The sequence below is a fragment of the Ralstonia mannitolilytica genome (genome assembly GCF_000954135.1).
Lineage (GTDB): Bacteria > Pseudomonadota > Gammaproteobacteria > Burkholderiales > Burkholderiaceae > Ralstonia > Ralstonia mannitolilytica.
In genome coordinates this window covers 2335612-2356224 of sequence record NZ_CP010799.1, presented here as the reverse complement: position 1 = coordinate 2356224, position 20613 = coordinate 2335612, and the positions used below count along the sequence as shown (strand labels likewise).

Sequence of the window (20613 nt, the reverse complement as noted above, 5' to 3'; positions counted from 1 at the left end):
CCTCATTTCGCCGATTGCGAAGTGTTCAGGGCCTTCAGCACATCGTCGGTGATGTCGATGCGGGGATTGACGTACACGGCTTCCTGCACGATCAGGTCGTACTTGCGCTGTTCAGCGATCGACCGGATGACGCGGTTGGCGCGCTCGAGCACCTGGGCCAGCTCTTCGTTGCGACGCTGGTTCAGGTCTTCACGGAACTCGCGCTGCTTGCGCTGGAAGTCACGGTCGAGGTCCGACAGCTCACGCTGACGGCGCGTCCGGTCGGAATCGGCCAGCACGGCGGAATCCTTGTCGAGCTTGTCCGACATGGCCTTGAGTTTGGAGGCCATGTCCTGCAGTTCGCGGTCGCGCTTGGCGAACTCGGCTTCCAGCTTGGACTGGGCCGCCTTGGCCGGCTGCGAATCGCGCAGGATGCGCTCCGAATTGACGGCAGCGATGCGGGCTTCCTGCGCCGCGGCAGGCGACGCAACACCGGCAGCAGCCAGCGCGACAAATGCAGCGGACACGCCCATGCGGGACAACGTGATGCGCGTGGATTTCATGATGAATGCGGTCATTAGAATGCAGTCCCGATCTGGAACTGGAAGCGTTGCGTTTGATCTTCGGTCTTGCGCTTGAGCGGGAAGCCCATGCTGATCTTCAGCGGACCGATCGGCGAGAGCCACGACAACCCGAAGCCCGTCGAATACCGCATCTCGCTGAACTTGTACGGTTGGCCTTCTGCAAACACGTTACCGTAGTCGAAGAACGTGAACAGGCGAACGGTACGGTCAACGCCCGAACCCGGCAGCGGGAAGATGAACTCGATGTTGCCGACGAACTTGCTCGCGCCACCGATGGCCACGCCGTTGGCGTCGCGCGGGCCGAGCGTGCTGGTTTCATAGCCGCGCACCGAGCCGATACCGCCGGCGTAGTAGTTCTTGAAGACCGGGAAGTCGCTCTTGCCGTAGCCGTGGCCGTAACCGATTTCGTTGTTGAACGCCATCGTGAACGACTTCGACAGCGGATAGAAGTACTGGTGCTGGTAGTACGCACGGTAGTACTGCAGATCGCCGCCCGGAATGCCGAATTCCAGGTTGGCCTGCTGATAGCGGCCGCGCGTCGGCACCAGGGCACTGTCGCGCTGGTCCTTCGACCAGCCGATCGTGATCGGGAAGTTGTTCGTGATGCGGCCGTTCTTGGCAACGTAGTTCTGATAGGCCAGCGGCGTGTTGGCCGTCACGTCGATGGTCGTGCGCTCGTAGCCGATACCGAAGAAGACCGTATCGGTTTCCGAGAACGGCACACCAAACTTGACGTTGCCGCCCTGCTGGACGACGCGGTAGTCCTGGTCACCCGTGTAGTACAGCGGGCGGTACGTGCGGTAGTACAGCTCGGTCGAGCGGCTGATGCCATCCACTGTGAAGTACGGATCGTATTGCGTGACGGCAATCGTGCGGTTCGACTTGGACGTGTTCACATCCAGGCCGAGGCTGGTACCGGAGCCGAACACGTTGTCCTGGCGGATACCTGCCGACAGCACCAGCTTGTCGGTCGACGAGAAGCCCACACCCAGGTTGATCTGGCCGGTCGGCTTCTCGGTCACGTTGACGTTCACATCGACCTGGTCGGCCGTGCCCGGCACGTCCTCGGTGGTGATGTTCGCGTCGGTGAAGTACCCCGTGCGGTTGATGCGGTTCTGCGAGAGTTGCAGCTTTTCGCCGTCAAACCACGAGGCTTCCATCTGGCGCATTTCGCGGCGCACGACTTCGTCGCGCGTCTTGCTGTTGCCGACCACGTTGACGCGGCGCACGTACACGCGACGGCCCGGATCGACCACCAGCGTCAGCGCAACCGTGCGGTCCTTCTGGTTGATCTGCGGCTGCGGGTTGATGGTCGCAAACGCGTAGCCGTACGTGCCGAGCAGGTCGGTGATCGCCTTGGTCGTCGACGACAGCTTGGCCGACGAGAACACGTCGCCCTGCTTGAGCTTGATGAGCTTCTCCATTTCGGGCTGCTTGCCCAGCAGCTCGCCGGTCAGCTTGATGTCGGACACCTTGTACTGCTCACCCTCGTGGATGTTCAGCGTCAGGTAGATGTCCTTCTTGTCCGGCGTGATGGAAACCTGGGTCGACTCAATGGCGAATTCGAGATAGCCGCGATCGAGGTAGAACGAACGCAGCGCCTCCAGGTCAGCCGTGAGCTTCTGCTTCGAGTACAGATCGTTCTTGGTGTACCACGACAGCCAGTTCGGTGTGGAAAGCTGCATCTCGTCGCGCAGGTCCCCTTCGGAGAAGGCCTTGTTGCCGACGATGTTGATCTGGCGGATCTTGGCCGTCGGGCCTTCGTCCACGGTGAACGTGATCGACACACGGTTCGCATCGACCGGCGTGACGGTGGTCGACACTTCGGCGGCGTAGTAGCCGCGCGAAACGTACTGACGCTTGATTTCCTGCTCGGCGCGATCGATCAGGGACTTATCGTAGTAGCGGGCCTCGGCCACGCCCACGCCGCGCAGCGTGCGGCGCAGCGCTTCCTTGTCGAACTCCTTGAAGCCGATGAATTCGAGCTGCGAGATGGCCGGGCGCTCTTCCACGCGGACCACGAGCACGTTGCCCTCAGCGCGGATCTGCACATCCTTGAAGAAGCCGGTGTTGTAGAGCGCGCGGATCGATTCTGCGCCCTTGTCGTCGGTGAAGGTCTCACCCACCTTCACGGGCAGATAGCCGAACACGGTACCCGGCTCGACGCGCTGTACCCCCTCCACGCGAATGTCCTTGACGACGAACGGCTCCACTGCATGAGCCTGACCGGCAGTAACGGTCAGCACGGAAGCCGCCAGCACGCTGAGCGGGAAGCGATGTTGTCTGATCAATCTAATCCCCTAATTGGATCCGGTTGGGAATCCACTTCTGAGTGTTTTCGAAACGCTGGGTTGCCCGCTCACGCCTGTGGCAACGATGAGGCTTGCAACACGTCTAGCCTCGAGTCAGGAATAACCGACTCAGATCGTTGTACAAGGCGAGCGAAGTGAGAAGCAGGATGCAGGCGACGCCGATCTTCTGAAGGACTGCTTGCCAGGATTCCGGCACGGGTCGGCCTGTCAAAAATTCCACGCAATAATACAGCAAATGCCCCCCATCCAATACCGGAACGGGCAATAAGTTCAGGACGCCGAGGCTGACGCTGATCAACGCCAGAAAGCTCACAAACGTCTGCCAGCCAAGGCTTGCCGCCTTGCCTGCAAAGTCGGCCACCGTAATCGGGCCACTCAGGTTCTGCAGCGACGCCTGCCCCACGATCATCTTGCCCAGCACCTGCAGCGACAGCACGGAAGTCTGCCAAACCTCACGCACGGCATGCGCGAATGCGGCGCCCGGCTCGTCGCGGATCAGGGCCGTTTCGACCTTCTGATTCAGTTGCGCGCCAAGCTTGCCGAGCCTCGGACCATTCGGGTTCTTCGGGTCTGCGCTGGCATCCGGACGCACCGGCAGCGTCATCGGCTCACCATTGCGCAGGATATCGATCGACGCATTCTGCTCGGGCATGGCGCGAATCTGGCGGATCAGGTCGGTCGCCTGGTCTGCGGGCACGCCGGCAAAGCGAACGATCTGGTCGCCGGCCTGCAACCCGGCACGGGCCGCCGCACTGGCCGGCAGCACATCGACAACCGTCACGGGGCCGCCTTGCAGGCGCAGACCGGTCTGGTCGATTACGTCGGCCTGCGGCGTGCGCGCGGCGCTCGGCAGGCCTTGCAGCCGGACGGTGCGCTCGGCGCCGTCGGTTCCGCGCACCACGACCACCGCCTCATGCCCACCAATGCCGGCCGAGTACAACCGCATGCGGACGTCGCTCCAGCTGCGGACCGGCGTGGGCGCCTCGCTTTCCGTGCCGACCGCAATCACGCGGTCCTTGGCCCGCAGATCGGCTTGCGCGGCAATGCTGCCGGGCGGCGGCGCGCCCAGGATGGGCAGCGGCTCCACGGCGCCGACCCACGCCAGCGCCGCATACAGGACGATCGCCAACAGGAAATTGGCGAGCGGCCCCGCGGCAACGATGGCGAATCGCTTATAGACGGGCTGATGATCGAACGTCCGCGGCAAGTCTTCGGGCAGGATGGGCGGATCCTTCTCCGGATCGCGCGAGCCTTCGCCGAGCATCTTGACGTAGCCGCCCAGGGGAATGGCGCAGATCGTCCATTCCGTACGGTCGGGCCCCCGGCCGACACGGCGGAAGAGCACCTTGCCGAAGCCGACCGAAAAACGCAGCACCTTGACGCCGCACAGGCGCGCGACGCTGTAATGGCCCAGTTCATGAATGACGATCAGTACCGCGATCGCGAAGACAAAGGCTAAAACAGTCTGCAAGAACCTTCTCCGGATGCACTGAAGGACATGCGCAGGATCGCCCCGCGCAAAGCCGCTATGTTACCCGCTCGCTCTGACCGCCCGCTTTCAGGCGGCCGGCAGTTGCACGCGGGCAGTTCCGATGTAGTGCTGCGCGTGGGCCCGCGCCTGGGCGTCGGCGGCAAAAACGGTGTCCAGCGAGTCGGCTGGAACGATGGACGCACGGCCCAGGGTATCGGCCACCACGGCAGCGATGTCGGTGAACCGGATGCGGCGCTGCAAAAATGCCTCAACGGCCACCTCGTTGGCTGCGTTCAGCACAGCAGGCGCCGTGCCGCCGGCACGTAGCGCATCAAAGGCAAGCGCCAGACAGGGAAAGCGGCGCAGGTCCGGCGCCTCGAACGTCAGCGTGCCGGTGGCCGCAAGGTCGAGCAGCGGCACGCCCGCGTCAATGCGCTCGGGATAGGCCAGCCCGTACGCGATCGGCGTGCGCATGTCGGGGTTGCCCAGTTGCGCGAGTACCGAGCCGTCGTCGTACCCGACCATCGAGTGAATCACGCTCTGCGGGTGAATCAGGACCTCCAGGCGCTCTACCGGCACACCGAAGAGCCAGTACGCCTCGATCACTTCCAGCCCCTTGTTCATCATGGTGGCGGAGTCGACGGAGATCTTGCGACCCATGACCCAGTTCGGGTGCGCACAGGCTTGGTCTGGCGTCACATCGGCGAGCGTATCGACGTCGCGCGTGCGGAATGGACCACCCGAGGCGGTCAGCACGATGCGCGACACCCCGCGCCCAAACTGCGGCGCCTGCGGCGGAAGACACTGGAAGATCGCGTTGTGCTCGCTGTCGATCGGGAGCACGGTGGCGCCATGCTGGCGCACCGCCTCCATGAACAGCGCGCCCGACATCACAAGCGCCTCCTTGTTCGCTAGAAGCACGCGCTTGCCGGCGCGCACGGCCGCCAGCGTCGGACGCAGCCCCGCCGCACCGACGATGGCGGCCATCACCGCATCGCAATCGGGGTGGGCGGCGGCGGCCTCGAGGGCATCGGCGCCGGACCGAATATCGATACCGGCCGCATCGGCGCCCAGGTGGTCGCGCAAGGCGTCCGCCGCCGCCACCGAGCCGAGCACGGCCATTTGCGGATGAAACTCGCGGCACAGTGCGGCAAGCTTGTCGGCCTGCGCGTTGGCCGTGAGCGCCAGAATGCGGTACTTGTCCGGATGGCGGCGCACCACGTCGAGCGTGCTGTCGCCGATGGAGCCAGTGGCGCCAAGAACTGTCAGGCGAATCATGTCCGGACGCCTCAGGAAATCAGCAGCGCGGCGAGCGGGAACACCGGCAGCAGCGCGTCGATCCGGTCGAGCACGCCGCCATGGCCGGGCAGCAGGCGGCTGCTGTCCTTCATGCCGACCTGGCGCTTGAGCAGCGATTCGAACAGGTCGCCGCCGATGCTCGCGGCCACCAGAAGCAGCGTCAGCACCAGGGCGACCAGGGTGCCGCGCCGATCAAATTCATACGAAAACCAGGTCGGCGCAAACCAGTGGGTCAGGCCCGCCACGGCGGCAATCAGCGCGACCAGCACGGCGCCCCCAATCGCCCCTTCCCAGGACTTGCCCGGGCTGATGCTCGGCGCGAGCTTGCGGCGGCCCACCGCCTTGCCGACAAAATATGCCCCCACATCGGCTGCCCAGACCAGCACGGCCACCGACAGCAAGAACGCGATGCCCTCTGCACGCAACGTACTCACTGCATGGACAAACGCCGGCAGGATCACCATCCCAAGGAGCGCAAACACCAGCTGCCGCCCACCTTGCAACGCGCGAATACCGCCCGCCAGCAGCATCCACGCCACGAGCCATGCGACAACGTCTGCGTAAAACAGCAGGCGGACATCGCCGCGGGCGGGAATGTCGTACCACGCGATCGTCAGCAGAACGACGACCACGGCGTACAGCAGGGGGCCCCAACTGCCCGGCAGACGCACGAGGCGGCCCCATTCCCAGGCGGCCAGGGCGGCGAACACCGTCACCAATCCGACCAGCCCGGCGGGCGGCGCGAAAAACAGAATGGGAAGGATGACAATCAGCAGGCAGACAGCGGTAACCACGCGGGTCAGCAGCATGTGTCAGGCTCCGGCGGACAGCGCGGGGGGGACATCGGTTTCGAGTTGGGCGCTGGTGCGGCCGAAACGGCGCTCGCGGTTGCGATACCACGCAAAGGCGCGGTCAAGCTCGGCGGCATCGAAATCGGGCCAGTAGCGCTCGGTGAAGTACAGCTCGGAATACGCCAACTGCCACAACAGGAAGTTGCTGATGCGCTGCTCCCCGCCCGTGCGGATGAAGAGATCCGGTTCCGGTGCATAGGCGAGTGCCATGTACGGCGCGAGCGTTTCCTCGGTGATCGCTTCGGGCGCAATGCCGGGCTGCGCGGCCAGCAACGCGCGCATGGCCTGGAGAATGTCCCAGCGCCCGCCGTAATTGGCGAGGATCGTCACGGTGAGGCCGGGGTTGTTGGCCGTCTTGGCCTCGGCCTCGCGAATCAGCAACTGGATACGCGGGCTGAACGCCGCCAGATCGCCGACCACGCGCAGGCGGATGCCGTTTTCGTGTAGCTTGCTCACTTCGCGGCGCAGTGCCGTCATGAACAGCTTCATCAGGAACGTGACTTCCTCAGCCGGGCGACGCCAGTTTTCGGAGCTGAAGGCGAACAGCGTGAGATAACCGACACCACGGCGGGCCGCGGCTTCCACCGTGGCACGCACGGCTTCGAGGCCGCGGCTGTGCCCGGCGACGCGCGGCAGATGACGCTCGGTCGCCCAACGACCGTTGCCGTCCATGATGATGGCCACGTGCCGAGGCGTGTCGGCGGTATCGGGTACCGCCAGTGTGGAACTGATATGCATGAATCGGATTTCCCACCGCCCGCGCCGAGTGCGCATGCAGTGGGAGACGGCCTTACACCGTCATGATTTCCTTGTCTTTCTCGGCGACGAGCTTGTCGATCTCGGCGACGAACTTGTCGGTCAGCTTCTGAACCTCATCGCCGCCACGACGCTCGTCGTCCTCGGAGATGGCCTTGTCCTTGACGAGCTTCTTCAGTTGCTCGTTGGCATCGCGGCGCAGGTTGCGCACGGCGACCTTGGCATCCTCGCCCTCGCCCTTGACGACCTTGGCCAACTCCTTGCGGCGCTCTTCGGTCAGCGGCGGCGTCGGCACGCGGATGAGGTCGCCCATGGTGGCCGGGTTCAGGCCCAGGTCCGCTTCACGGATCGCCTTTTCCACGACTTGCACCATCTTCTTTTCCCACGGCTGCACACCGATCGTACGGGCGTCCACCAGCGTCACGTTGGCGACCTGGCTGATCGGCACCATCGAGCCGTAGTAGTCGACCTGCACGTGATCGAGCAGGCCAGTGTGCGCGCGGCCCGTGCGGATCTTGGCCAGATCCGCCTTCAGAGCCTCGATCGACTTCTGCATTTTCTGCTCGGTATTCTTCTTGATATCGGCGACGCTCATACTTCCTCCGAACGATAACGGCCGGCCAGATGCGCACCCCGGGACACGACACAGGGCATCGGCACGGCCGAAAAGACAATAGGCGATTTTACATGGAAGCCGCTCGCCAACGCCATTGATGCGGCGTCAGCGAACGGTAAAAAGACGCTTGCGGCAGCGGGCGAGGCGGCCTTAGACGTGAACGAGCGTGCCCTCGTCCTCGCCCATGATGACGCGCTTGAGCGCGCCCGGCTTCTGGATCGAGAACACCTTGATGGGCAGCTTCTGATCGCGGCACAACGCGAATGCCGTCGCATCCATCACCTGCAGGTTGCGCGAGATGGCCTCGTCGAAGCTGATGGTGGTGTAGCGGGTGGCGCTTGGATCCTTCTTCGGATCCGCGGTGTAGACGCCATCGACCTTGGTGGCCTTCAATACGATTTCCGCGCCGATCTCCGAGCCGCGCAGCGCAGCCGCCGTATCGGTGGTGAAGAACGGGTTGCCCGTACCCGCCGCGAAGATCACGATCTTGCCCTCTTCCAGCTGGCGAATGGCGCGCGGGCGGATGTACGGCTCAACCACCTGGTCCAGGCGCAGCGCCGACTGCACGCGCCCCTCGAGGTTGGCGTGGCGCATGGCATCCTGCAGCGCCAGCGCGTTCATCATGGTGGCCAGCATGCCCATGTAATCGGCCGTGGCGCGATCCATGCCGGCCGCGCCGCCCGCGACACCGCGAAAGATGTTGCCGCCGCCGATCACCACTGCCACCTGCACGCCCAGCTTCACGATTTCGGCGATGTCGTTGACCATCCCTTCGATGGTGCCGCGATTGATGCCGAAGGCATCGTCGCCCATCAGGGCTTCGCCGGAAAGTTTGAGTAGAACGCGCTTGTAGGCAGGCATGGAGATCCTCGTGACGATTCCTGAGACGGGAGACAGGAAAGGGGGAAACGACGCTGCGATTGGCGAAGCCGGGCTTCGCGCATCCCGCAACCTTCTTGCGGGGGAGCCGTCCGGGTGGAATCCCGGGCGACGCCCGCGCAAGGAGGCTGCACCTGCAAACAGGGCACCTTGCGGTGCCCTGTTTGCTCGGCATTATACGATCGCGCCGACGGAGAAAAGTTGCCCTGCCGGCCAGCGCCGGAGGGCGGATCGACTCGCCATCGGAAGCAATCGAACCAGCATTACGCCTGTTGCTTGGCAGCCGCCACCTGGGCAGCCACTTCGGCAGCGAAGTCGTCCTGCTTCTTCTCGATGCCCTCGCCCACCACATACAGCGTGAAGCTCTTCACGGTCGTGTTGGCAGCCTTGAGCATCTGCTCCACGGTCTGCTTGTCGTTCTTCACGAACGGCTGATTCAGCAGCGAGACTTCCTTCAGGTACTTCTGCACGCTGCCTTCCACCATCTTGGCAACGATTTCGGCCGGCTTGCCGGACTCGGCAGCCTTCTGCTCGGCAATGCTGCGCTCCTTGGCGATCAGCTCAGCCGGCACGTCGTTCGACGACAGTGCCACCGGCTTCATGGCCGCCGCGTGCATCGCCACGTCCTTGGCGGCCACGTCGTCGCCTTCGAAGGCCACCATCACGCCGATGCGGGTGCCGTGCAGGTACGAAGCGAGCTTCGAACCCTCGAAGCGCTGGAAGCGGCGGATCGTCATGTTCTCGCCGATCTTGCCGATCAGGCCCACGCGCACGTCTTCCACCGTCGGGCCGAAGCCGTCCTGCGACAGCGGCAGCGCGCCGACAGCCGCAACGTCAGCCGGGTTGTTCTTGGCAATCAGTGCGGCGACCGAGTTGGCGAAGGTCAGGAACGAATCGTTCTTCGAGACGAAGTCGGTTTCGCAGTTGATCTCGACCAGCGCGCCGGTCGTGCCTTCGACGGCTGCGGCGACCACGCCTTCAGCCGTGATGCGCGAGGCGGCCTTGCCAGCCTTGTTGCCGAGCTTCACGCGCAGGATCTCTTCGGCCTTTTCCATGTTGCCTTCGGCTTCGGTCAGGGCCTTCTTGCATTCCATCATCGGCGCGTCGGTCTTCGCGCGCAGTTCTGCCACCATGCTTGCGGTAATTGCCGCCATTCTCATGCTCCTTGTTTCAGATCGTCGTCCGGTCGCGCGCGGTTTCATCCTCGCGTTGCGCCGTCCTGCCGTCCGGTTTCCATCGGACGCACCACCCAATACGACGCGGGCGGGTCATCCGCATGACAAATTCAAAAAAAAGGGGCGTTCGTTACGCGCCCCTGTTTGGCCATCGATTTCGGTGGGGTACCGCCTCACCGGCATGGCCTGGCGTGCGTCCCGCGCGATCAAGCACGGGCGCGCGCCCTCTTGTGTTTTAGCCTTCCTGGACTTCGACGAAGTCGTCGCCGCCGCGAGCCGCTTCCACCACTTCCTGCACCGCGTTGGCACGGCCTTCCAGGATCGCGTCGGCCACGCCGCGCACGTACAGTGCAACAGCCTTGCTCGAGTCGTCGTTACCCGGGATGACGTAGTCGATGCCTTCCGGCGAGTGGTTCGTATCAACCACGCCAATCACCGGAATGCCCAGCTTGGCAGCTTCGGTCACGGCAATCTTGTGATAACCGACGTCCACCACGAAGATGGCGTCCGGAATGCCGCCCATGTCCTTGATGCCGCCGATGGACTTTTCCAGCTTGTCCATTTCGCGCTCGAACATCAGCGCTTCCTTCTTGCTCATGGTGTCCAGCGCGCCGGCTTCCTTGGCGGCTTCCATGTCCTTCAGGCGCTTGATGGAGGTCTTGACCGTCTTGAAGTTGGTCAGCATGCCGCCGAGCCAGCGGCTGTCGACGTACGGCATGCCTGCACGAGCGGCTTCCTCAGCCAGGATCTCACGCGACTGGCGCTTCGTGCCGACGAACAGGATGGTGCCCCGGTTGGCTGCCAGTTGGCGCACGTACTTCAGTGCGTCCAGGTACATCGGCAGCGTCTTTTCGAGGTTGATGATGTGAATCTTGTTGCGATGGCCGAAGATGAAGGGGGCCATCTTGGGGTTCCAGAAGCGGGTCTGGTGGCCAAAGTGGACACCGGCTTCCAGCATTTCGCGCATGGTCACGGACATGAAATTCTCCAGTCGGGTTAGGTCTGAAGCCGCCTCAGACATCTCTCGCATGCGGTACGAGAAACACCCGCGGTGAAGCGGCTCGCGATTTCAAGCGCCGCCAGCCACATGGCCGGCAACTGCTTAGCCTGCGATTATAGCGACAAAAACCCAATCGACTCAACACCTTCCGCGCACTTGCAGCGAACAGGCGCAAGCTTGCCCCGCCCCCCGGAAAACCCCGTCCGGGCCGCTTTGGTGCGATAATCGGCGTTTTAGCAACGACGCAGCGCCCGCGCGTTTGCGTGCAGAAAGAGTCACAGCATGGCCGTTACCCTCCACACCGCCGAAGACATCGCGCACATGCGCGTGGCCTGCCGGCTTGCCTCCGAAGTCCTGGACTACATCACGCCGTTCGTCAAGCCGGGTGTGACCACGGGCAAACTGGACGAGCTGTGCCATGCCTACATGCGTGACGTGCAAGGCACCGTGCCCGCCCCGTTGAACTATGCGCCGCCGGGCTACCCGCCCTTCCCCGCCTCGATCTGCACGTCGGTCAATGACGTCATCTGCCATGGCATTCCTGGCGACAAGGTGCTCAGGAACGGCGACATCGTCAACCTCGACATCACGGTCATCACCAAGGAAGGCTATTACGGCGACACCAGTCGCACCTTCATCGTCGGCGAAGGCTCGATCCTGGCGAAGCGCCTGACACAGGTGACCTTCGAGTGCATGTGGAAGGGGATCGCCGCCGTGCGCCCCGGCGCGCGCCTCGGCGACATCGGACACGTGATCCAGCAGCATGCGGAAGCCGCCGGCTACAGCGTCGTGCGCGAATACTGCGGGCACGGCATCGGCAAGGTGTTCCATGAAGATCCGCAGATCCTGCATTACGGCCGTCCGGGCACCGGCATGGAGCTCAAGGCCGGCATGATCTTCACGATCGAGCCGATGATCAACGCCGGCAAGCGCGATATCCGCACGATGCCCGACCAGTGGACCGTCAAGACGCGCGACCGCAGCCTGTCGGCCCAATGGGAACACACGGTGCTCGTGACGGACACCGGTTATGAAGTGCTGACGGTGTCGGCGCTGACGCCGCCGCCGCCCGAGTTCGTCCGCGAAAGCGCTCCGGCCGCGGCCTGATCTCACACGGCAGGCGCGCCGCAGGGGCCGCGCCCATCTTTTTTTTCACAGCGACCGGCCAGTCACGCCGGTCGCTGTTTCATTCCCGCTCCATTCATGCACACTGCCGCCGTTCCTGCCGAAACGTCACCGCGCGACGCCCTGAAGGCCGAACGCGCGCACCTGTTCGCGCAGTTCGACCAGCACGCCAATGTGCAGCAGCTCGTCACCCGCCTTGCCAGGGCGGTAGACCGCACCCTCGTGCAGCTCTGGCAGCAGGCCGACATGCCGGCCAACTGCGCCCTGATCGCGGTGGGCGGCTATGGGCGGGGTGAGCTGTTTCCGCATTCCGACGTCGACATTCTGCTGCTGCTCCCGCATGCCGCCGACAAGGCGCTGGAAGCAAGCCTGGAGGCCTTCATCGGGCGCTGCTGGGACATGGGGCTCGACATCGGCTCTTCGGTGCGCACGGTCGACGAATGCATCAAGGAAGCCGAGCAAGACGTGACGGTGCGCACGTCGCTGCTGGAAGCGCGCTTGCTGACTGGCGACGAAGGCCTGTACCGCACGTTCGAGACGCACTACCAGGGTCACCTTGACGCGGCGGATTTCTTCCAGTCGAAGCTGCTGGAGATGCGCCAGCGGCACGCCAAGTATCAGGACACGCCGTATTCGCTCGAGCCGAACTGCAAGGAAAGCCCGGGCGGCCTGCGCGATCTGCAGGTGATCCTGTGGATGACGCGTGCCGCAGGTTTCGGCTCCAGCTGGAGCGAGCTGCTGAGCAACGGCCTGCTCACGCGCCGCGAAGCGCAGGAACTGGCCGCCAACGAGCGCCTGCTCAAGACCGTGCGGGCGCGGCTGCATCTGCTGGCCGGGCGCCGCCAGGACGTGCTCGTGTTCGACCTGCAGACGCAACTGGCGGAGTCCTTCGGCTACCGGCCGACCACCGCCAAGCGGGCCAGCGAACAGCTCATGCGCCGCTATTACTGGGTCGCCAAGGCCGTCACGCAACTCAACACCGTGGTGCTGCAGAACATCGAGGCACGGCTGTTTCCAAGCGAGCTCGATATCACGCGCACGATCAACGAGCGCTTTGTCGAGCGGCAAGGCATGCTCGAGATCGCCGACCCGGATCTGTACCAACGTGAGCCGACGGCCATTCTGGAAACGTTCCTGCTGTATGAGCAGGTGCGCGGCATCAAGGGCCTGGCCGCCAACACGCTGCGCGCGCTGTACAACGCCCGCACGCTGATGGACGCCAAGTGGCGCAAGGACCCGGCCAACCGCGCGCTGTTCCTGTCGATCCTGCAACAGCCGCAGGGCATCACGCATGCGCTGCGGCTGATGAACCAGACGAGCGTGCTTGGCCGCTACCTGGTGAACTTCCGCCGCATTGTCGGGCAGATGCAGCACGACCTGTTTCACGTCTACACGGTCGACCAGCACATCCTGATGGTGGTGCGCAACATCCGGCGCTTTGCCATTGTCGAGCATACGCACGAGTTCCCGTTCTGCAGCCAGTTGATGGCGAATTTCGACAAGCCGTGGGTGCTGACCATCGCTGCGTTGTTCCACGACATTGCAAAGGGCCGCGGCGGAGATCACTCCGTGCTGGGCATGTCCGACGCGCGGCGCTTCTGCAAGGAGCACGGCATCGCCAAGGAAGACGCCGACCTCATCGTCTGGCTGGTCGAACACCACCTGACGATGAGCCAGGTGGCGCAGAAGCAGGACCTCGGCGACCCGGAAGTCATCCGCCGCTTTGCCGACCTGGTTGGCACGGAGCGGCGCCTGACCGCGCTGTATCTGCTGACGGTGGCCGACATTCGCGGCACCAGCCCCAAGGTGTGGAACGCCTGGAAGGGCAAGCTGCTGGAAGACCTCTACCGCATGACGCTGCGCGTACTGGGCGGCGCCACCACCGACCCGCACGCCGTGCTCGAGGGCCGCAAGGAAGAAGCGCGCGCCCTGCTGCGGCTCGCGGCGCTGGACGACACCGCGCATGAGGCGCTGTGGAAGCAACTCGATGTGGGCGTATTCCTGCGCCATGACGCGCGCGACATCGCCTGGTTCACGCGGCACTTCTACAACCGTGTCGACACCACCATCCCGATCGTGCGGGCGCGCATTTCGCCGGCCGGCGTCGGGTTGCAGGTGGCGGTGTACTCGCCTGACCGGCCCGACCTCTTCGCACGCATCTGCGGGTACTTCGAGCGCAAAGGGCTGACGATTCTCGATGCGAAGATCCACACCACCCACCACGGCTACGCGCTAGACACGTTCCAGGTGGCCGACCCCGGCACGGGCCTGGTGGAGCCCGGCCACTACCGCGACATCATCACGCTCGTCGAGCACGAACTCGCGGAGCAGATCGCGCTCGAGGCTGCACTGCCGGAGCCGCCGCGCGGCCGCATCTCGCGCCAGTCGCGCAGCTTCCCGATCAAGCCGCGCGTGGACCTGCGCCCCGACGAGCGCGGCCAGTACTACCTGCTTTCCATCTCCGCCACCGACCGCACGGGCCTGCTGTATGCCATTGCGCGCGTGCTCGCACGGCATCGCGTGTCGGTGCAATCCGCTCGCATCAACACGCTTGGCGAACGTGTGGAAGACATCTTCCTCGTCGACGGCACCCGCCTGACGCAGGACAACAAACTGCAGCTTGAACTCGAAAGCGAGCTGCTCGATGCGCTCGCCATCTGAGCGCCAGGGTTTTGATTGATGACGACCGATTCCGACGATTTTCCGGGCGACGACAAGCGCCGCGCCGACCCCACCCAGCGCGCCACGCGCCCGGGCAAACGGGCGACCTTGGGTGTGCGCCGCGACGACGCAGGCAACCCCGTACGCAGCACGGGCAAGCCGCTGCGCGCGTCCGACCTGAACCGCGACCGCCTGCCGCTGCGCCCCTCGCAACGCCGCCCCAAGCCGGAAGACGGTACGGGCAAGCCGCCGCGCAAGCCGCGCCGCGACGACGTCCAGACGCGCGAAGCGCAGCCGCGCCGAATGCAGGCTGACCGCCCGCCGCGCCGCTTTGACGACGAACGCCCACCGCGCCGGTTCAGCGACGAGCAACACCCGCCACGCCGGTTCGAAGACCGCCCGCCTCGCCGATTCGACGATGCGCGCCCACCGCGCAAGTTCGGTGAAGACCAGCGCGCGCCGCGTCGATTCGACAACGAGCGCCCCCCGCGCCGGTTTGATGACGAACGTCCGCCTCGCCGCTTCGACGACGAGCGCCCACGCCGCTACGGCGACGATCAACGCGGCCAGCGCCGCGAGGGCGATCAGCGTCCGCCGCGCCGGTTCAGCGATGAGCAACGTCCGCCGCGCCGGTTCGACGAAAACCGGCCGCCGCGCCGCTATGGCGACGACCAACGCCCGGCCCCGAGGCGCTTTGACGATGAGCGCCCGCCTCGCCGCTACGACGACGAACAGCGCCCACCCCGGCGCTACGGCGACGAGCGCGCCCCGCGCCGGTTCGACAACAATCGCCCGCCGCGCCGCTTCGAAGATCGCCCGGCACGTCCGCCGCGCCCCGAGCGCGAAGCGCGCGCGCCGCACCCTGTCGAGGCGCAGCCGCAGCGGCCGGCGCGCCAGGCGGAGGACAGCGGCCTGGTTCGCCTGTCCAAGCGCATGTCCGAACTGGGCCTGTGCTCACGGCGCGAGGCGGACGAGTGGATCCCGCGCGGCTGGGTGCTGGTGGACGGCCAGCCCGTCACCGAGCTGGGCTCGCGCGTGCGCCCGGATGCGATCATCGAGATCCACCAGGCAGCGCGGTCCGAACAGGGCGAGCGCGTGACGGTGCTGCTGCACAAGCCGGTCGGCTATGTATCGGGCCAGGCGGAAGACGGCTATCAGCCGGCCGCCGCGCTGTTTGTGCCGGAGAACCAGTGGGAGCAGGACCCGACGCGCAAGCGCTTCGCACCGTGGCAGCGCAAGGCGCTGGCGCCGGCCGGGCGCCTGGACATCGACTCGACGGGCCTGCTGGTGTTGACGCAGGACGGCCGCATCGCACGTCATCTGATCGGGGAGGATTCGACGGTCGAGAAGGAATACCTCGTGCGCGTGGTGTGGAACTCACCGCAAGGCCGGGTCGAGCGCGATATCTCCAAGGTGTTCCCCGAAGAGCTGCTGGAGAAGCTGCGCTTCGGGCTCTCGCTCGATGGCGAGCCACTGAAGCCTGCCAAGGTAAGCTGGCAGAACGAAGAGCAATTGCGTTTCGTGCTGCGCGAAGGCAAGAAGCGCCAGATCCGCCGCATGTGTGAACAGGTGGGGCTGGAGGTCGTGGGCCTCAAGCGCATCCGCATGGGGCGCATCGTGCTGGGCGACCTGCCCGTCGGCCAGTGGCGCTTCCTGGGGCCGTTCGAGAAGTTCTGAACATCGCGCCCATGAAAAACCGGTCAGCGCGCCTGCGTCGACCGGTTTTTTTACATCCGCGTCACAACCGTGGCGCGCGACAGGCCGCTCCGGTTGCATTGGTCGATGACGGCATGCCGAAGACCGCCTGCGCCCCGCAGCGCGAGCCGAACATCCTGGCCTGGTCGTGCCCCACGCCCACCACTTCATGCGCCTGATGGTTGACGCGCTTGCGGCCTGCGAGATGGCGCTCGTAGCGCCAGTAGTTGCGCGCCCGGTCCAGCCGCGTCGGCCCCTCGGCTTCAGCGCCGCACGCCTTGTCGAGCACGCGGTGGTTCGGGTCGTTGTCGTTCGTGCCGACCAGGTAGGTCACGCGGCGCTGGGCATATCGGTTGAACAGCATCCGCCCGCTTTTGCCGGCTGCGTACGGCACCATGTCGACCATGCCGTATTTGTAGTGATCGTAATCGGGGCACACGCTGGTGTCGTAACGTCCAAAGCCCTTTCCCCGCGGGCGCTCGGGCGTGAAATACAGATACGACGACGGGTTGGCCACCACGTAGCGCAGGTCGATGCCGCGCTTGCGAATGCCTTCGTCCACGTTGTTGAGCACAGCATAACGCTGCACGATCTGGCCGCCGCCCGAGTGCCCCGCCACGGTCACGCGCTTCACGTTGGGCGCCCGCGTCGGGTCGGTGATGTAGGCGATCAGGTCATCCAGCACCTGGAGCGAGCTTAGGCCGGTGTACGGAGCATTGGTGGCGTTGAAGCCGCCGATCCAGCCGTCGACGGACCACACCGGCATGCCGTCAAAGCCCTTGCCGGTGTCCGGCGCTCCCGGAAAATTCGGGGCGATCAGCAGGACTTCATCGGGATTGCGGCCGCTGTTCTTGAGCAGCTCGGCGCCGGCGACGTAGTAATCGTTGCCGTTGCGCTGCAGGCCGTGCTGCACGAAAACGACTTCACGGATGCCCTTCAGATCGCCATCGAGCGGATGGTTCGCATAGACGGGAAAGTCGTAGCCATCGGCGCCGCTGCCCAGATGCACGCGCTGCCAGGCCGGCCCTTGCGGCGGCTCGGCGGCGGGCGCGGCGGGCGTCGTCTCGGATGCTTGCGGACCGGCGCAGCCCGCCAGGCCCAACGCGGCCATCGCCGCCACGCACAGCACAAGGCTGCGCCACTGCTTGAACACGATGCGCTCCATATCGTCTCGGTGGTGGATGGACATGCCCACGCCGCCAACGCGGGTGAAGGCACCCCGCCGCCGCAATCTCAGTCGTCGTGGTTGGCGGGCAATTCAGGGAACAGCACTTCCGTAAAGCCGAAGCGGGTGAAATCCTTCACGCGCATGGGGTACAGCACGCCCTGGAGGTGGTCGCACTCGTGCTGTACGACGCGGGCGTGGAAGCCTTCGGCAATGCGGTCGATGGTGTGGCCGTGCTGGTCGAAACCGGTATAGCGCAGGCGCGTGTAGCGCGGCACGACGCCGCGCAGGCCGGGTACCGAGAGGCAGCCCTCCCAGCCGTCTTCCATCTCGTCGGAAAGCGGCTCGAGCTTCGGGTTGATGAGCACCGTCTTGGGCACCGCCGGCGCATCCGGATAACGCTCGTTGCGATCGAACCCGAAGATGACGACCTGCAGGTCCACGCCGATCTGCGGCGCGGCCAGCCCGGCACCGCGCGCCGCGTCCATGGTGTCGAACATGTCCTCGATCAGCGCAGTCAGCTCCGGCGTGTGAAAACGCTCGACCGGCTTGGCGACGCGCAGCAGACGGCTGTCGCCCATCTTCAGAATGTTTCGGATCACGCCTCGTCTCCCGGATTGTTCAACAGCGCCAGCATACCCGCTTCGTTCAGAACCTTCACGCCGAGCTCTTCGGCCTTGGCGAGCTTGCTGCCGGCCTCTTCACCGGCGACCACGTAGTCGGTTTTCTTCGACACCGAACCCGAGACCTTGGCCCCTGCGGCCTCGAGCATGGCCTTGGCTTCTTCGCGCGTCAGGTTGGGCAGCGTACCCGTCAGCACGACAGTCTTGCCGGAGAGCACGCCCTCCTCGGCGGCCTCGGCCGGCATGGCGGCAAGCAGCTCTTCGCGCAGCGCATCGAGCCTGGCCAACTGCGCGCGATGGTCGTGTGCGTCCAGCCATTCGAGCAGCGATGCGGACACGTCCGCCGGCAGACCGGCGAGTTGCCCCGCATCAGCGCTTGCGAGTTGCCCCAGTGTCGGCACGGCCGCGGCCAGTTGCCTGGCGCGGGTGGCCGTCAGCTTGGGCACGCCGAGCGTGGCGTACAGCGCTGCCGCTTCGAGCTTGTCGCGCAGCTTGGGGTTGGGCGCATGTTCACCCTGCGGCGATACGCCCGCCTCCAGCAGTGCATCCAGGGCCTGCTGGTTCTTCGACTCGGCAAAGAAATCGGCGATGGCCTCGGCCACGGTGCCGCCCACGTCGGGCAGCGCAAGCAGCAGCGGCGCCGGCGCGCGGCGGATCACGTCCAGGCTGCCGAGCCAGTCGGCGAGGGTCTTGGCGGTCGATTCGCCCACGTGGCGAATGCCGAGCGCAAACAGGAAGCGCGCCAGCGGCGGCGTCTTGCTGGCCTGGATGCCTTCGAGCAGGTTCTCAGCCCATTTGGTGGCGATCTTGCCGGCGGCGACGGTCTCGGGCGTGACACCATCGCGCTCGTCGGCGCGGCGCTTCATTTCGAGGAAATCGTCGAGCGTGAGCTTGTACAGGTCGGCAATGCCGTGTACGTAGTCGAGCTCGACGAGGTTGTCGATGTAGCGCTCGCCCAGGCCTTCGATGTCCATCATGCGGCGGCCGGCAAAATGGCGGATGGCCTCCTTGCGCTGCGCCGAGCAGAACAGGCCGCCCGAGCAGCGCGCCACCGCTTCGCCCGCTTCGCGCACCACGTGCGAGCCGCACACCGGACACGTCTTCGGCAGCTCGAACGGCGGATACTTGGCGCGCTGTTCCGCGTTGAACAGGTCCGTGCCCGGCACATCTTCCATCGGGCGGCGCTCGAGCACCACGCTCACCACTTCGGGGATGACGTCGCCGGCGCGGCGCACGATCACGGTGTCGCCCACGCGCACATCCTTGCGGCGGACTTCGTCTTCGTTGTGCAGCGTCGCGTTGGTCACCGTCACGCCGCCGACGAACACCGGCACAAGGCGCGCCACCGGCGTGATGGCGCCCGTGCGGCCGACCTGCACGCCGATCGACTCCACCGTGGTCAGCGCCTCCTGCGCCGGATACTTGTGCGCCACCGCCCAGCGCGGCTCGCGTGTGCGGAAGCCCAGTTCACGCTGCAGCGCGAGCGCGTTGACCTTGTAGACCACACCGTCGATGTCGAACGGCAGGCTGTCCCGCTTGGCGCCAATGGCGGCGTGAAACTCCACCAGCCCTTCGCCGCCCTTCACGGCCGCGCGCTCCTTGCTGACGGGAAAGCCGAAATCCTGCAGCGCGTCGAGCACGCCGGAATGCGTGTCGGGCATGTCCTTCCAGCCGGCCACTTCGCCCAGGCCATAGGCGAAGAACGACAGCGGGCGCTCCGCAGCCATCTTCGGGTCGAGCTGCCGCACGGCCCCTGCTGCGGTATTGCGCGGGTTGACGAAGGTCTTCTCGCCGCGCTCGCGCTGGCGGGCGTTGAGCTTTTCGAAGTCGTCGCGGCGCATGTAGACCTCGCCGCGCACTTCCAGCACCTCCGGCACCACGCCGCCAACGGCGGAAAGGCCGAGCGGAATCTGGCGGATCGTGCGGATGTTCTGCGTGACGTCTTCCCCCGTGGTGCCGTCGCCGCGCGTGGCGGCCTGCACCAGGTAGCCGCGCTCGTAGCGCAGGCTGATGGCGAGGCCGTCAAACTTCAGCTCGGCGGCGTATTCGACGGGCGGGTCGGATGCATCGAGGCCCAGTTCACGGCGCACGCTGGCATCGAACGCGCGGGCACCATTGGCCGTGGTATCCGTTTCGGTGCGGATCGACAGCATCGGCACCACGTGTCGCACCGGTGCGAACTCGGGCAGGATCGCCCCGCCGACGCGCAGCGTGGGCGAGTCCGGCGTCCTCAGTTCGGGATGTTCGGCTTCCAGCGCCTCCAGTTCGCGGTAGAGCCGGTCGTATTCGGCGTCCGGCACGCTCGGCTGATCGAGCACGTAGTACTCGTGGGCGTACCGGTTCAGCGTGGCGCGCAGCCAGGCCGCCCGCGCCTCGGGTGTCGCTCCGGACGCGGGTTCTGCGGTCTTGCTCATCGTGGGGT

General features: G+C 65.4%; 16 protein-coding genes. 3 read left to right on the top strand and 13 right to left on the bottom strand.

Features of this window, described 5'->3' with window-relative positions:
• Positions 1 to 2: 2 nt before the first annotated feature.
• The 10 genes from TK49_RS11195 to rpsB form a co-directional block, all read right to left on the bottom strand.
• On the bottom strand, positions 3 to 557 hold the full coding sequence (locus tag TK49_RS11195) for an OmpH/Skp family outer membrane protein (RefSeq protein ID WP_045786758.1): 555 nt from the start codon (positions 555 to 557) through the stop codon (positions 3 to 5).
• Positions 557 to 2854: an outer membrane protein assembly factor BamA gene (gene bamA, locus TK49_RS11190; RefSeq protein WP_045786757.1), complete on the bottom strand. Its 2298-nt coding sequence runs from the start codon at positions 2852 to 2854 to the stop codon at positions 557 to 559. Before bamA ends, TK49_RS11195 begins: the two co-directional genes overlap by 1 nt.
• A gap of 103 nt (positions 2855 to 2957) precedes the next feature.
• Positions 2958 to 4346: an RIP metalloprotease RseP gene (gene rseP / locus TK49_RS11185; protein WP_045786756.1), complete on the bottom strand. Its 1389-nt coding sequence runs from the start codon at positions 4344 to 4346 to the stop codon at positions 2958 to 2960.
• An 87-nt stretch (positions 4347 to 4433) separates the two neighbouring features.
• Positions 4434 to 5624: a 1-deoxy-D-xylulose-5-phosphate reductoisomerase gene (ispC, locus tag TK49_RS11180; RefSeq protein ID WP_045786755.1), complete on the bottom strand. Its 1191-nt coding sequence runs from the start codon at positions 5622 to 5624 to the stop codon at positions 4434 to 4436.
• An 11-nt stretch (positions 5625 to 5635) separates the two neighbouring features.
• Positions 5636 to 6454 carry a phosphatidate cytidylyltransferase gene (locus TK49_RS11175; protein WP_045786754.1) on the bottom strand — a complete coding sequence of 273 codons (819 nt, stop codon included), beginning with the start codon at positions 6452 to 6454 and terminating at the stop codon, positions 5636 to 5638.
• 3 nt (positions 6455 to 6457) lie between these two features.
• A complete protein-coding gene (uppS, locus tag TK49_RS11170; RefSeq protein WP_045786753.1) occupies positions 6458 to 7234 on the bottom strand; it encodes a polyprenyl diphosphate synthase in 777 nt (258 codons plus the stop codon).
• 52 nt (positions 7235 to 7286) lie between these two features.
• On the bottom strand, positions 7287 to 7847 hold the full coding sequence (gene frr / locus TK49_RS11165; protein WP_045786752.1) for a ribosome recycling factor: 561 nt from the start codon (positions 7845 to 7847) through the stop codon (positions 7287 to 7289).
• Between the two features lie 171 nt (positions 7848 to 8018).
• On the bottom strand, positions 8019 to 8729 hold the full coding sequence (gene pyrH, locus TK49_RS11160; protein ID WP_045786751.1) for a UMP kinase: 711 nt from the start codon (positions 8727 to 8729) through the stop codon (positions 8019 to 8021).
• Between the two features lie 281 nt (positions 8730 to 9010).
• On the bottom strand, positions 9011 to 9901 hold the full coding sequence (gene tsf, locus TK49_RS11155) for a translation elongation factor Ts (RefSeq protein ID WP_045786750.1): 891 nt from the start codon (positions 9899 to 9901) through the stop codon (positions 9011 to 9013).
• Positions 9902 to 10157: 256 nt separating this feature from the next.
• The gene (gene rpsB, locus TK49_RS11150; RefSeq protein ID WP_045786749.1) at positions 10158 to 10901 is read right to left on the bottom strand and encodes a 30S ribosomal protein S2; all 744 of its coding nucleotides are present in this window, start codon (positions 10899 to 10901) and stop codon (positions 10158 to 10160) included.
• Between the two features lie 303 nt (positions 10902 to 11204).
• Between rpsB and map the strand changes: the two genes are divergently transcribed.
• The 3 genes from map (at position 11205) to TK49_RS11135 (ending at position 16385) form a co-directional block, all read left to right on the top strand.
• A complete protein-coding gene (map, locus tag TK49_RS11145; RefSeq protein ID WP_045786748.1) occupies positions 11205 to 12029 on the top strand; it encodes a type I methionyl aminopeptidase in 825 nt (274 codons plus the stop codon).
• Between the two features lie 96 nt (positions 12030 to 12125).
• Positions 12126 to 14708 (top strand): [protein-PII] uridylyltransferase, encoded by a 2583-nt coding sequence (locus TK49_RS11140; protein ID WP_045786747.1) that lies wholly within the window; start codon positions 12126 to 12128, stop codon positions 14706 to 14708.
• Between the two features lie 18 nt (positions 14709 to 14726).
• Positions 14727 to 16385, top strand: a complete 1659-nt coding sequence (locus TK49_RS11135) for a pseudouridine synthase (RefSeq protein WP_045786746.1) — start codon at positions 14727 to 14729, stop codon at positions 16383 to 16385.
• Between the two features lie 61 nt (positions 16386 to 16446).
• Here the strand turns inward: TK49_RS11135 and TK49_RS11130 are convergent, their stop codons facing one another.
• From TK49_RS11130 to ligA, 3 genes are all read right to left on the bottom strand, one after another.
• A complete protein-coding gene (locus TK49_RS11130) occupies positions 16447 to 17568 on the bottom strand; it encodes an alpha/beta fold hydrolase (protein ID WP_045786745.1) in 1122 nt (373 codons plus the stop codon).
• Between the two features lie 68 nt (positions 17569 to 17636).
• On the bottom strand, positions 17637 to 18170 hold the full coding sequence (gene def, locus TK49_RS11125; protein ID WP_045786744.1) for a peptide deformylase: 534 nt from the start codon (positions 18168 to 18170) through the stop codon (positions 17637 to 17639).
• The gene (gene ligA / locus TK49_RS11120) at positions 18167 to 20605 is read right to left on the bottom strand and encodes an NAD-dependent DNA ligase LigA (RefSeq protein ID WP_045786743.1); all 2439 of its coding nucleotides are present in this window, start codon (positions 20603 to 20605) and stop codon (positions 18167 to 18169) included. Before ligA ends, def begins: the two co-directional genes overlap by 4 nt.
• Positions 20606 to 20613 lie beyond the last annotated feature (8 nt).

Excerpts from the sequence above, each read along its gene's own strand:
- TK49_RS11135 (WP_045786746.1), top strand. The coding sequence starts at position 14,727 with ATGACGACCGATTCCGACGATTTTCCGGGCGACGACAAGCGCCGCGCC.
- tsf (WP_045786750.1), bottom strand. The coding sequence starts at position 9,901 with ATGGCGGCAATTACCGCAAGCATGGTGGCAGAACTGCGCGCGAAGACC.
- TK49_RS11195 (WP_045786758.1), bottom strand. The coding sequence starts at position 557 with ATGACCGCATTCATCATGAAATCCACGCGCATCACGTTGTCCCGCATG.
- ligA (WP_045786743.1), bottom strand. The coding sequence starts at position 20,605 with ATGAGCAAGACCGCAGAACCCGCGTCCGGAGCGACACCCGAGGCGCGG.
- TK49_RS11140 (WP_045786747.1), top strand. The coding sequence starts at position 12,126 with ATGCACACTGCCGCCGTTCCTGCCGAAACGTCACCGCGCGACGCCCTG.
- pyrH (WP_045786751.1), bottom strand. The coding sequence starts at position 8,729 with ATGCCTGCCTACAAGCGCGTTCTACTCAAACTTTCCGGCGAAGCCCTG.
- frr (WP_045786752.1), bottom strand. The coding sequence starts at position 7,847 with ATGAGCGTCGCCGATATCAAGAAGAATACCGAGCAGAAAATGCAGAAG.
- ispC (WP_045786755.1), bottom strand. The coding sequence starts at position 5,624 with ATGATTCGCCTGACAGTTCTTGGCGCCACTGGCTCCATCGGCGACAGC.
- uppS (WP_045786753.1), bottom strand. The coding sequence starts at position 7,234 with ATGCATATCAGTTCCACACTGGCGGTACCCGATACCGCCGACACGCCT.
- TK49_RS11175 (WP_045786754.1), bottom strand. The coding sequence starts at position 6,454 with ATGCTGCTGACCCGCGTGGTTACCGCTGTCTGCCTGCTGATTGTCATC.
- map (WP_045786748.1), top strand. The coding sequence starts at position 11,205 with ATGGCCGTTACCCTCCACACCGCCGAAGACATCGCGCACATGCGCGTG.
- TK49_RS11130 (WP_045786745.1), bottom strand. The coding sequence starts at position 17,568 with ATGGAGCGCATCGTGTTCAAGCAGTGGCGCAGCCTTGTGCTGTGCGTG.
- rpsB (WP_045786749.1), bottom strand. The coding sequence starts at position 10,901 with ATGTCCGTGACCATGCGCGAAATGCTGGAAGCCGGTGTCCACTTTGGC.